This window comes from Streptomyces eurythermus (assembly GCF_014649115.1).
GTDB lineage: Bacteria > Actinomycetota > Actinomycetes > Streptomycetales > Streptomycetaceae > Streptomyces > Streptomyces eurythermus.
In genome coordinates, this window is the sequence record NZ_BMSK01000003.1 from 432,146 (window position 1) to 444,669 (window position 12,524).

General features: G+C 72.4%; 11 protein-coding genes and 1 riboswitch. All 11 genes read left to right on the forward strand.

The window, feature by feature from the left end; all coding sequences use genetic code 11:
• Positions 1-35 precede the first annotated feature (35 nt).
• Positions 36-1,529: a serine/threonine-protein kinase gene (locus IE251_RS07435; RefSeq protein ID WP_267925896.1), complete on the forward strand. Its 1,494-nt coding sequence runs from the start codon at positions 36-38 to the stop codon at positions 1,527-1,529.
• A gap of 74 nt (positions 1,530-1,603) precedes the next feature.
• Complete coding sequence (locus IE251_RS07440; RefSeq protein ID WP_189752083.1) at positions 1,604-2,431, forward strand: glycoside hydrolase domain-containing protein; 828 nt, start codon at positions 1,604-1,606, stop codon at positions 2,429-2,431.
• Positions 2,432-2,582: 151 nt separating this feature from the next.
• Positions 2,583-3,236, forward strand: a complete 654-nt coding sequence (locus IE251_RS07445; RefSeq protein WP_189752084.1) for a SurA N-terminal domain-containing protein — start codon at positions 2,583-2,585, stop codon at positions 3,234-3,236.
• A 176-nt stretch (positions 3,237-3,412) separates the two neighbouring features.
• On the forward strand, positions 3,413-4,453 hold the full coding sequence (locus IE251_RS07450; RefSeq protein ID WP_189752085.1) for a nucleoside triphosphate pyrophosphohydrolase: 1,041 nt from the start codon (positions 3,413-3,415) through the stop codon (positions 4,451-4,453).
• Between the two features lie 293 nt (positions 4,454-4,746).
• Positions 4,747-6,360 (forward strand): cytochrome P450 family protein, encoded by a 1,614-nt coding sequence (locus IE251_RS07455; protein WP_229896646.1) that lies wholly within the window; start codon positions 4,747-4,749, stop codon positions 6,358-6,360.
• A gap of 168 nt (positions 6,361-6,528) precedes the next feature.
• On the forward strand, positions 6,529-7,662 hold the full coding sequence (locus IE251_RS07460) for a LysM peptidoglycan-binding domain-containing protein (protein ID WP_189752086.1): 1,134 nt from the start codon (positions 6,529-6,531) through the stop codon (positions 7,660-7,662).
• Positions 7,663-7,845: 183 nt separating this feature from the next.
• Positions 7,846-8,021: riboswitch (cyclic di-AMP (ydaO/yuaA leader) on the forward strand.
• A 5-nt stretch (positions 8,022-8,026) separates the two neighbouring features.
• Entirely contained in the window at positions 8,027-8,776 is a 750-nt protein-coding gene (locus IE251_RS07465; protein WP_189752087.1) for a transglycosylase family protein, read from the forward strand.
• Between the two features lie 379 nt (positions 8,777-9,155).
• Positions 9,156-10,436, forward strand: coding sequence for a phosphopyruvate hydratase (gene eno, locus IE251_RS07470; RefSeq protein WP_030788173.1), 1,281 nt, complete (start codon positions 9,156-9,158; stop codon positions 10,434-10,436).
• A gap of 100 nt (positions 10,437-10,536) precedes the next feature.
• The gene (locus IE251_RS07475; RefSeq protein WP_189752088.1) at positions 10,537-11,013 is read left to right on the forward strand and encodes an FtsB family cell division protein; all 477 of its coding nucleotides are present in this window, start codon (positions 10,537-10,539) and stop codon (positions 11,011-11,013) included.
• 28 nt (positions 11,014-11,041) lie between these two features.
• Positions 11,042-11,578 (forward strand): DUF501 domain-containing protein, encoded by a 537-nt coding sequence (locus tag IE251_RS07480; protein WP_030788169.1) that lies wholly within the window; start codon positions 11,042-11,044, stop codon positions 11,576-11,578.
• Positions 11,575-12,516, forward strand: a complete 942-nt coding sequence (locus tag IE251_RS07485) for a Ppx/GppA phosphatase family protein (RefSeq protein WP_189752089.1) — start codon at positions 11,575-11,577, stop codon at positions 12,514-12,516. The genes IE251_RS07480 and IE251_RS07485 overlap by 4 nt, the downstream gene beginning before the upstream one ends.
• The last annotated feature ends 8 nt before the right edge of the window (positions 12,517-12,524 follow it).

Below are 12,524 nucleotides of genomic sequence, written 5' to 3' on the forward strand. Positions count from 1 at the left end.
TGGCGACGGGACGAGTCGTCGCCGGCCGTTACGAACTGTCCACGCTCATCGGGCAGGGCGGCATGGGCCAGGTCTGGACGGCGTACGACCAGCGGCTGGACCGGCGCGTGGCGGTGAAGCTGCTGCGTCCGGACAAGGTGGCGGGCCAGGAGACGGACGAGCTGCGCCGCCGGTTCCTGCGCGAGTGCCGGATCACCGCGCAGGTGGACCACCCCGGCCTGGTGACGGTGCACGACGCGGGCAGCGAGGGTGACGAGCTGTTCCTGGTCATGCAGTACGTGGACGGCGCCGACCTGTCCGACCACCTCGCCGAGCACGACCCGTACCCGTGGCCGTGGGCGGTCGCGGTGGCCGCGCAACTGTGCGCCGTGCTGAGCGCCGTGCACGCCGTGCCGATCGTGCACCGTGACCTCAAGCCGCGCAACGTGATGGTGAAGCAGGACGGCACGGTCACCGTCCTCGACCTGGGCGTGGCCTCGGTGATGGACACCGACACCACCCGGCTGACGCACACCGGCTCCCCGATCGGCTCGCCCGCCTATATGGCGCCCGAGCAGGCGATGGGCGGAGCGGTCGGCCCGTACACCGACCTGTACGCGCTCGGTGTGCTGATGCACGAACTGCTCAGCGGGGAGGTGCCGTTCGCCGGGTCCACGGCGCTCGGTGTGCTGCACCGGCATCTGTACGAGCCGCCGCTGCCCGTGCGCCGGATCCGCCCCGAGGTCCCCGAGGCGCTGGAGACCCTGGTGCTGCGCCTGCTGGCCAAGGACCCGCAGCACCGGCCGGCGTCCGCGCAGGAGGTCTACGAGGACCTGGCGCTGCTGCTGCCGGAGCGCGGCACACCCACCGGGGCGCCCTTGGATCCCACGCGCCCCTTCCTGCGTCCGCACGCCCCCTGGCCGGACCGCGCGCGGATCCCCGCGCACCAGCCCGCCCCGGTCGCGCCCGCGCCGCAGGCGGTCGAGAAGCCCGATGTCGCCGCCGCCGTGGACGAGGTGAAGCGGCTGCTGGGCGAGGGCCGTATCACGCAGGCCGTGGACATCCTGGGCGCGATCCTGCCGGCCGCCGCCGAACAGCACGGCGAGCGTTCGCCGGTGGTACGTACCCTGCGCAAGCAGTACGCGGCCACGCTGCTGGACGACGGCCAGTACCGGCGCGCGCTGCCCGAACTGCGCCGGCTCGCCGACGAGCGCGCCGCCGAGGCGGGCCAGGCGGACGCGCAGGCACTGCGCTACCGCTACGAGGCCGCGCAGTGCCTGGAGCAGCTGGGCGAACCGGCGGCGGCGCTCGCCGAGTACCGAGCGCTGCTGCCGTACTACGAGAACCAGTACGTCTCCGGGGATCCAGGGCTCGCCCACGAGGTGCGCCGGCGCGTCGGTCATCTGCTGCTCGCGCTCGGCGACCGGCCGGCCGCCCACGACACGCTCGCGCGGCTGGTGATGGACGTCGAGCGGCTGCACGGACCCGGTCATCCACTGGCCGTGGAGGTGCGGCGGACCCTCCAGTGGCTCGGACAGGTGCGCGGATAGATTGTCCGTCGGCTTCGTCAGGCACGCACGCACGCACGCGCGCGAGCCGCCGTACAAGAACAGGGGTGGGAATCATGGCCGGACACCGGCAGTCCAAGAAGCGCAGATACATCGCGTGGGGAGCGGTCGGCGTGGTGGTGGCCGCCGGGGCCGGCATCGCCGCCCAGACCTCCATGGCCGCTACCAGCTGGCCCGCGCAGAAGACGTTCACCGGCCGCGCCTTCGACACCTGCACCGCGCCCTCTCTGTCCGCGATGAAGGCATGGCACACCGGTTACTACGGCGCCGCCGCCGTCTACGTGGGCGGCAAGAACCGCGGCTGCGCCCAGCCCAACCTCACCGCCTCGTGGGTGAAGTCGGTGAACTCTCTCGGCTGGAAGCTCATCCCGATCTACGTCGGCGCGCAGCCGCCCTGCCAGACCGGCTCCAGCCCCGAGAAGCTGACCGCCGCGACGGCCGCCTCGCTGGGCACGAAGGACGCCAACGACGCCGTGGCGAAGGCGTCCGCGCTCGGCATGAAGGCCGGCAGCCCCATCTACCTCGACATGGAGGCGTACGACATCGGGAACAAGGCGTGCAACGACGCCGTCCTGACGTACGTGCGCTCCTTCACGAAGACGCTGCGCGCCAAGACCTACCGCGGCGGCTACTACGGCTTCACCAGCTCCAGCGCCAAGGCCGTCGCCACCGCCGCGGACAAGAACGACCTGCCGGGCAACCTCTGGTACGCGCTGTACGACAAGAAGGACACGACGACGGCGGACTGGCCGTGGGGCGCCGGTCAGTTCACCCCGCACAGCCGCGGCCACCAGTACCTGGTCAACAGCAAGGAGACCCGCGGCGGTGTCACGCTGACCGTCGACCGGGACTCCTGGGACGCGCCGGTGGCCATCATCGGCTGACCCGGCGGTCCGTTCCCCGAGCGGCGCGGCGGTGCCCGAAGCGGGTGCGAATCGTTGGTCGAATGGGTTGGCCGCGGCCAGCCCACTGCCTACCATCGATCACCGCAAGACCTTGTGCACCGTCGCACAATCTCCCCCCAGGAGGTTCACCTTGCACCGCCGCCGTCGCACCGCGCTCGTCCTCACCGCCGCGATCGTCGCCGCGGCCCCCCTGCTGACCGCCTGCGGAAGCGAGGCGCACCCGGGCGCCGCGGCCGTCGTCGGCGGGCAGCGGATCACCGTGGCCCAGCTGGAGAACCGGGTCGAGGAGGTCCGCCGGGCCCAGCGGGCCGCGGTACCGGACGAGACGCAGTACCAGCAGGTCGTCTCCTCCACCAGCAGTCTCACCCGGGACACCCTGCACAACATGGTGCTCGACCGGGTGCTGCACCGCGCCGCCCGGGACAAGGGCGTCACGGTCACCCGCGCGGAGATCCAGCGGATGCGCGCGGGCCTGGAGCAGCAGGCCGGCGGCGGCAGGGGCCTGGAGACGGCCTGGCTGCAGAAGTACGGCATCGCACCGGCCCGCCTCGACGACAATCTGCGTCTGCAACTGGAGGCGCAGAAGCTCGCCGCCGAGCTCGGCACCGACACCAGCCAGCCCGCGTTCTGGCAGGCCCTGTCCAAGGCGTCCACGGAACTCCACGTGGACCTCAACCCGCGCTACGGCTCCTGGGACGTGCAGAAGAGCAGCCGGGTGGACGCCAAGACGCCATGGGTACGGGAGGTCACGGCGGCGGCGGGCGGACAGCCGGTGACGACGTAGGCGGGGAGCGGGCGGGGCGGTGGCCCGGTGCGGAGCCGGAGCCGGTGCGGAGCCAGAGCCGGAGACGGGGCGGAAGCGGAACCGGAAGCGGAATCTCCGGTCGTACGATCACACGAGCACCTGGGCCCTGTGGATAACTCCGTCCGCCCTTGCGCGGCGTGGGTTACGTTCGGATCGTGAACGAATCCAGCGCCGAAGCCCGCCCCGAGCCCAGCCCCGCCCCCGGCCGGGAATCCGCCCCTGGCCGCGTCGTCCTGCTGACCACCAGCCACCGCGTCGCCCCCGGCCTGCTGTCCTGGCCCGCCTGGCAGGCCCTGCGCACCGCCGACACCGTGCTGTGCGCGGACGGCGCGCACCCGCAGCTGCCGTATCTGCGTGAGGCCGGGATAGCGGTCACGGAGGCGTCCCCCACCGCGCGGGAACTGGTCGACGCCTGTGCCGGCGGACGGACGGTGGTGGTCGTGGCCACCGGCGAGGGCGAACCGGCGCTCACCGACGGCCTCGCCCGGCTGGCCGGCTCCGGCCGGGTCGCCATGCCGGAGCTGGAGCTGCTCCCCGCCTCCTACGACCTGCCCGGCGCCCGTCTGCTGGACCTGGTGCAGGTCATGGACCGCATCCGGGCCGAGTGCCCCTGGTCCTCCCGGCAGACTCACGAGGGCCTGGCCAAGTACGGCATCGAGGAGGCCTACGAACTGGTCGAGGCGATCGAGGCCGGCGACCGCGAGGAGCTGCGCGAGGAACTGGGCGACGTCCTCCTCCAGGTCGTCTTCCACTCCCGGATAGCCGAGGAGGACCCGGACGCGCCGTTCTCCGTCGACGACGTGGCCGGCGGCATCGTCGCCAAGCTCATCCACCGCCACCCGCACGTCTTCGGCGACGAGCGGGCGGAGACCCCGGAGGACGTCAAGGAGCACTGGCTGCGCACCAAGGCCGAGGAGAAGCGGCGCACGTCCATAACGGAGGGCGTCCCGCTCGGCCAGCCCGGCCTGGCTCTGGCCGCCAAGCTCGCCTCCCGCGTGCGTACGGCGGGCCTGGAGGTGCCCCTGCCCCGCGGCGAGGGCATCGGGTACGAGCTGCTGGCGCTGGCAGTCGCCGCCGAGGCGGACGGCGTCGACCCGGAGGCGGCGCTGCGGGCGGCGGCCCGGGCGTACCGGGACGCGATCAAGGACACCGAGGCGGCACACGCGACGGACGGCGGAAATAAGGACGAGGCGTAGGCGGAACACCCTCCGGCACCCGGGCTCCCGCCCGGTTCCGCGAGGCCGTCGGCTGGGAGGCCCTGCCCGGTTCCGCGAGGTCGTCGGCTGGGAGGCCCTGCCCGGTTCCGCGAGGTCGTCGGCTGGGAGGCCCTGCCCGGTTCCGCGAGGTCGTCGGCTGGGAGGTCCCGCCCGGTTCCGCGAGGTCGTCGGCTGGGAGGCCCTGCCCGCTACCGCGAGGCCGTCGGCCGGGGCCGCCCCGCCGCCCGGAAGGCGCTCGGCGGGACACCCGCCACGCCGGATACGGTCGAGGAGTGACCGATCAGCACCACCCCGACCAGCCGGCCCCCGCCGAGCAGCTGGCCTCCGCCGGGCAGGAGACCTCTGCCGGGCAGCCGGCCTCCGCTGGGCAGGAGACCTCTGCCGGGCAGCCGGCCTCCGCCGACCAGCTGGCCTCCGCCGAGCAGCTGGCCTCCGCCGGGCAGAGGACCTCTGCCGACCAGCCGGCCTCCGCAGAGCAGGGGACCTCTGCCGACCAGCCGGCCTCCGCCGACCAGCCGGCCTCCGCCGACCAGCCGGCCTCCGCCGACCAGCCGGCCTCCGCCGACCAGCCGGCCTCTGCCGGGCAGCCGGCCTCCGCAGAGCAGGGGACCTCCGCCGAGCAGCCGGCCCCTGTCCACCAGCCGGCCCCCGCTCTCTTCACGTGGGAGTTCGCCGCCGACCCCTACCCGGCCTACGCCTGGCTGCGCGAGCACGCCCCCGTGCACCGCACCCGGCTGCCGAGCGGGGTGGAGGCATGGCTGGTCACCCGGTACGCCGACGCCCGGCAGGCCCTGGCCGACCAGCGGCTGAGCAAGAACCCGGCCCACCACGACGAGCCCGCGCACGCCAAGGGCAAGACCGGCATCCCCGGCGAGCGCAAGGCCGAGCTGATGACGCACCTGCTGAACATCGACCCGCCGGACCACACCCGGCTGCGCAGACTGGTCAGCAAGGCGTTCACACCGCGCCGGGTCGCCGAGTTCGCCCCCCGGGTGCAGGAGCTGACCGACCAGCTCATCGACCGGTTCGAGAAGACCGGCTCCGCCGACCTCATCCACGAGTTCGCCTTCCCGCTGCCCATCTACGCCATCTGCGACCTGCTCGGAGTCCCGCGCGAGGACCAGGACGACTTCCGGGACTGGGCGGGCATGATGATCCGGCACGGGGGAGGGCCGAGGGGAGGGGTCGCGCGGTCCGTGAAGAAGATGCGCGGCTATCTCGCCGAGCTGATCCACAAGAAGCGCGAGGCGCTGTCCGCCACGCCCGCGCCCGGCGAGGACCTCATCTCCGGCCTCATCCGCGCCTCCGACCACGGCGAGCACCTCACGGAGAACGAGGCCGCCGCCATGGCCTTCATCCTGCTGTTCGCCGGCTTCGAGACGACCGTCAACCTCATCGGCAACGGCACCTACGCCCTGCTCACCCACCCCGGCCAGCGCGCCCGGCTCCAGGACTCCCTGGCCCGCGGCGAACGGGACCTGCTGGAGACGGGCGTCGAGGAACTCCTGCGCTACGACGGCCCGGTGGAGCTGGCCACCTGGCGGTTCGCCACCGAACCGCTGACCATCGGCGGGCAGGACATAGCGCAGGGCGACCCGGTGCTCGTCGTCCTCGCCGCCGCCGACCGGGACCCGGAACGGTTCGCCGACCCGGACGTACTGGACCTCGGGCGCCGCGACAACCAGCACCTCGGGTACGGCCACGGCATCCACTACTGCCTGGGCGCCCCGCTCGCCCGGCTGGAGGGCCAGACCGCGCTGGCCACCCTGTTCACCCGCCTGCCCGACCTGCGGCTCGCCGCCGATCCGGCCGATCTGCGCTGGCGCGGCGGGCTCATCATGCGCGGCCTGCGCACCCTGCCGGTGGAGTTCACGCCGACCGCCTGAACACAGGCCCTCCAGAGGAAGGTGACACTTTCTCAACTCTGTGATCTTCGCGTGATCTGTGCGGCATGAACTTGTGACAAGTGATCGTCTGCCGATACGTTCACCCATCAGCGCGGCGAGCGGCTCCAACCGCCGCGCCGGCCCTGCTGTCGCTCGAAAGGCTTCTGCATGCTCTCCGGGAACGGCCGACACCGTCGCCCCCGCCAGGCTCCGGCCCTCCTCGTCGCGGCCGGAGTGACCGGCTCCGCCATCGCCATCCCGCTCCTCGGCGCGGCGAGCGCCAACGCGGCCGACGGCACCACGTGGGACAAGGTGGCCGAGTGCGAGAGCGGCGGCTCCTGGAGCGCGGACAACGGCACCGGGTACTACGGCGGCCTGCAGATCTCGCAGGACGACTGGGACAAGTACGGCGGCGGCCAGTACGCGGCCAGCCCCGACCAGGCCAGCCGCCAGCAGCAGATCGCCGTCGCCGAGAAGATCCTGGCCGCCCGGGGCACCGCCCCCTGGGCCACCTGCGCCCTGCTGTCCGGCCTGACGCGGGACTCGGGGTCCATGGACGTCGACACGGGCGTCGGCGGCTCCGGCGGCTCCGGCGGTACGACGGATGCGTCCGGATCGGCCGGCGGCTCCGGTAAGTCCGGAACTCCCGGAACGTCCGACCCGTCCGGTACACCGGACGCGTCGCCCTCCACCGGATCCGCCGGCTCCACCGCCGACCCGGAGTCCGGCCCCTCCTCGGACCCGGCCGGCACGCCGTCCACCAAGCAGGACAAGGGCGACAAGGCCGACAAGGGTGACAAGGGCACGGGCAGGGAGACCGGCGAAGACGCGGGCAAGGCGGCGGACAAGGGCGCGGGAGAGACCCCCGGCTCCACCGGCACCGACACCGCCGAGTCCGACAAGTCCCCCACGCCCGGCACCGGAAACACCCAGTACCCCGGCGGATCCCCGACGGCCACCCCGGACGCCGGGACCGTGAGCAACCCGCAGCAGGCGGCGGGGTCCTGGAGCCTGGTCGACACCGGGGCCGTCGCCACCGGCGGGCGCCACCGGGGCCCGAGCGCGGATGAAAGCCTGACAAACGGTCAGAGCGGTACATCCTCCGGCCGTCACGCCACCCGTGAACCGGACACCTACACCGTCCGCCAGGGTGACTCGCTGTCCTCCATCGCCGACTCCCTTGACGTCGACGGCGGATGGCGCGCGCTGTACGACGGCAACAAGAAGGCCATCGGCACCGACCCGAACCACATCACCGCCGGTCAGACCCTGGATGTCCAGGGCGAAACGGGCGCGAAGTAGCGGGAATTGACGTCCCGCTTAACGCCCTAATGTCCGGTTTGGCGAAAGTGTGGGATGAGTCTCAGAAGCCCTGATCGTCTTTGAAATCTCGGCGATCACCTGTCTACGGTCGAGGCCGCTCGTCACCACGAGCCCCGGCCTCCGCCACGCCGAATCCTGCCGGCGGTCGCCCGGGAACAGTCGTCGCGTCAAGCGCCGTAGGCAGGAGCGGGGGACCCAAGGTAAGTGCCGGGCCCAGCAGTTGAGGCTGGGACCGGCTGGGGGTGAAGCCGCGTTCACGCGAAAGCGTCGGACGCGGCCGGGCAACTCAACCGGCCCGAACCCGACAGCTCACCTCGTAGGCGTCGGTGAGGGGAATGGATCCATGCTGTTTACCGGCAAGGGCAAGCACCGTCGTCCGTCCAAGGCCGTCCGCGCCATCACGCTCGCCGGTGTCACCGGCGCCGCCGTCGCCGCCCCGCTGATGGCGGCCGGCAACGCCTCCGCCGCCACCGCCTCCCAGTGGGACGCGGTCGCCCAGTGCGAGTCCGGCGGCAACTGGTCCATCAATACCGGCAACGGCTACTACGGCGGGCTGCAGTTCTCCGCCTCCACCTGGGCCGCGTACGGCGGCACGCAGTACGCCTCCACCGCCGACAAGGCGAGCAAGTCGCAGCAGATCGCCGTCGCCGAGAAGGTCCTCGCCGCGCAGGGCAAGGGCGCCTGGCCGGTCTGCGGCACGGGCCTGTCGAGCAGCCCCTACAACGGCTCCGCCCCGGCGCCGTCCGCCCCGTCCACCCAGGACTCGGGCACCACCACCCGCTCCGCCGACCAGCAGGCCGCCTCCCGCTCCGCCGAGCGCCCGGCCGCCTCCACGGGCACGAGCAAGAGCACGAGCAACGGCACGAGCTCGGGCAAGAGCACCGGCGGCGCGAGCAAGACCGTCACCACCCCGACCGGCAAGAAGGTCAAGAAGGGCGACGGCGAGTACAAGGTCGTCGAGGGCGACACGCTCAGCACCATCGCCGCGGAGCACAAGGTCGCGGGCGGCTGGCAGAAGCTGTTCGAGCTGAACAAGGACATCGTCCAGGACGCCGACCTCATCTACCCGGGCCAGCAGCTCCACCTGAAGTAGCCCTCAGGGGTCCACGGCCCGCACATCCCGGCGGGCCCCGGGCCCCAGGGCCGCACCTCCGGACGGTCCCCCGAGGCCCCCGGGCCCCGCACCTCCGGGCGGTCCCCCAAGGCCCCGTGCGGGCCACCCCCGTCCCCAAGGGCTCCCCGCCCCGGCGCGTGTTCCCCCGTACGCGCCGGGGCGGGGTTTTCCGCGTCCGGCCCGGTGTTCCCGGCCCGGAAATGCCCCGACCCCCTTTGTTTCGAGTAGAAACAAAAGGTACCGTCGCTCTGTCCACGGGGCGGTCGGTCGACGGCCGAGCGGCCCGGGACGGTTAGGCTCTAGTCGCAAGGCACACCAGCCCCGCACTTCCAGCGTCACATCCAAGAAGGAGATGCTCGTGCCGTCCATCGACGTCGTCGTAGCCCGGGAAATCCTGGACTCCCGAGGCAACCCCACGGTCGAGGTCGAGGTCGGCCTCGACGACGGCAGCACGGGTCGTGCCGCCGTGCCGTCCGGCGCCTCGACCGGCGCCTTCGAGGCCATCGAGCTGCGCGACGGTGACCCGAACCGCTACCAGGGCAAGGGCGTCGAGAAGGCCGTCCTCGCCGTCATCGAGCAGATCGGCCCCGAGCTGGTCGGCTACGACGCCACCGAGCAGCGCCTGATCGACCAGGCCATGTTCGACCTGGACGCCACCGACAACAAGGGCTCCCTCGGCGCCAACGCCATCCTCGGCGTCTCGCTCGCCGTCGCCCACGCCGCCTCCGAGGCCAGCGACCTGCCGCTCTTCCGCTACCTGGGCGGCCCGAACGCGCACCTGCTGCCGGTGCCGATGATGAACATCCTGAACGGCGGCTCGCACGCCGACTCCAACGTGGACATCCAGGAGTTCATGATCGCCCCGATCGGCGCGGAGTCCTTCTCCGAGGCCCTGCGCTGGGGTACCGAGGTCTACCACACCCTGAAGAAGGTCCTGAAGAACAAGGGCCTGTCCACCGGCCTCGGCGACGAGGGCGGCTTCGCCCCGAACCTCGGCTCCAACCGTGAGGCCCTCGACCTCATCCTGGAGGCGATCAAGGAGGCCGGCTACACCCCCGGCGAGCAGATCGCCCTGGCGCTCGACGTCGCCGCGTCCGAGTTCTACAAGGACGGCTCGTACGTCTTCGAGGGCAAGAACCGCACCGCCGCCGAGATGACCGAGTACTACGCCGAGCTGGTCGAGGCGTACCCGCTGGTCTCCATCGAGGACCCGCTGTTCGAGGACGACTGGGAGGGCTGGAAGACCATCACCGACAAGCTCGGTGACAAGGTCCAGCTCGTCGGCGACGACCTGTTCGTCACCAACCCGGAGCGCCTGGCCCGGGGCATCGAGGAGGGCGCCGCCAACGCCCTGCTGGTCAAGGTCAACCAGATCGGCTCGCTGACCGAGACCCTGGACGCCGTCGAGCTGGCCCAGCGCAACGGCTTCAAGTGCATGATGTCCCACCGCTCCGGCGAGACCGAGGACGTCACCATCGCCGACCTGGCCGTCGCCACCAACTGCGGCCAGATCAAGACCGGCGCCCCGGCCCGCTCCGAGCGCGTCGCCAAGTACAACCAGCTGCTGCGCATCGAGGAGATCCTCGACGACGCCGCGGTGTACGCCGGCCGCAGCGCGTTCCCGCGCTTCAAGGGCTGACCCAACCTGGGCTAAGTCCTAGCCAGTCGTACGTACGTCCCCGTACCCGGTCCCGTACCGTGTCCGGGGACGTACGCGCGTGTGACGGGAGGCGGGGAAGATGGGCGTGAAGGGCCGTGACCGGTTCTCCACCGCGACCAGGATCAGGCTGCTCGGCGAGCAGACCGCGGCCCGCGTCTACCGCTCGCAGACCAAACGGCAGGCCCGCCGCTCCCGGCTCACCGGCCGGGCGGCGCTGCTCGCGCTGGTGCTGTGCACGATGGTCGTCGCCCTCGCCTACCCGATGCGGCAGTACGTCTCCCAGCGGGCGGAGATCGCCGACCTCCAGCGCGAGCAGCGGCAGGCCCGCGAACGGGTGGAGCAGCTGCGGGACCTCAAGGCGCGCTGGCAGGACGACGCCTACGCCGAGCAGCAGATCCGCCGCCGGCTGCACTACGTACGGCCCGGCGAGACCGGGTACGTGGTCGTCGACCCCGGCGCCGCCAAGCAGTCCCGCGCCGACCTCGGGGCCGCCGGCCGGCCCTGGTACGCGAACGTCTGGGACGGCGTCGACAAGTCCGACGCCTCCGACCAGTGAACCGACAGAAAGTCTCCGACAGCCAGTCATGGAAACCCCTCCGCCGCCCACTCCGCGCACCGAGCCCACCGACGCGGACGTAGAGGCCTTCAAGCAGCAGCTGGGCCGCCCGCCGCGGGGCCTTCGGGCCATCGCGCACCGTTGCCCGTGCGGTCAGCCGGACGTCGTGGAGACGGCGCCGCGCCTGCCCGACGGCACGCCCTTCCCGACGCTGTACTACCTGACGTGCCCGAAGGCGTCCTCCGCCATCGGCACGCTGGAGGCGAACGGCGTGATGAAGGAGATGACCGAGCGGCTCCAGAGCGACCCCGAGCTGGCCGCCGCCTACCGGGCCGCGCACGAGGACTACATCCGGCGCCGGGACGAGATCGAGGTCCTCCAGGGCTTCCCGAGCGCGGGCGGCATGCCCGACCGGGTGAAGTGCCTGCACGTCCTCGTCGCCCACTCGCTGGCCGCCGGCCCGGGCGTGAACCCGCTCGGCGACGAGGCCCTGGCGATGCTGCCGGAGTGGTGGCGCAAGGGCGCGTGCGTGACCGCCGACACCCCCGAGGAGGACGCGAAGTGACCCGTGTGGCCGCCGTCGACTGCGGTACGAACTCCATCCGGCTGCTGGTCGCCGACGCCGACCCGGCGACCGGGGAACTGACCGAGCTGGACCGCCGGATGACGATCGTGCGGCTCGGCCAGGACGTCGACCGCACCGGCCGGCTCGCCCCGGAGGCGCTGGAGCGCACCTTCGCCGCCTGCCGCGAGTACGCCGGGATCATCAAGGAGCACGGCGCCCAGCGGGTCCGCTTCGTCGCCACCTCCGCCTCCCGGGACGCCGAGAACCGCGAGGACTTCGTGCGCGGCGTGCTGGACATCCTCGGGGTGGAGCCGGAGGTCATCACCGGCGACCAGGAGGCCGAGTTCTCCTTCACCGGCGCCACGAGGGAACTCACCGGCCGTACCGACCTCGCCCGGCCCTACCTGGTGGTGGACATCGGCGGCGGCTCCACCGAGTTCGTCGTCGGCGACGATCATGTGCGCGCCGCGCGGTCGGTGGACATCGGCTGCGTGCGGATGACCGAGCGGCACCTGGTGCGCGGCGGCGAGGTCTCCGACCCGCCCACCGGGGAGCAGATCGCGGCCATAAGGGCCGATGTGGAGGCCGCCCTGGACCTGGCCGAGCGGACGGTCCCGCTGCGCGAGGCGCGCACCCTGGTGGGTCTGGCCGGCTCGGTCACCACGGTGTCCGCGATCGCCCAGGAGCTGCCCGAGTACGACTCGGCGCGCATCCACCACTCCCGGATCTCCCAAGAGCGCGTCCGGGAGATCACCGAGTGGCTGCTGCGCTCCACGCACGCCGAGCGCGCCGCCGTCCCGTCCATGCACCCGGGCCGGGTCGACGTCATCGGCGCGGGCGCCCTCGTCCTGCTCGCGATCATGGAACGCACGGGCGCCGAGGAGGTCGTGGTGAGCGAGCACGACATCCTGGACGGCATCGCGTGGTCGGTGGCGTAGGTCCCTTT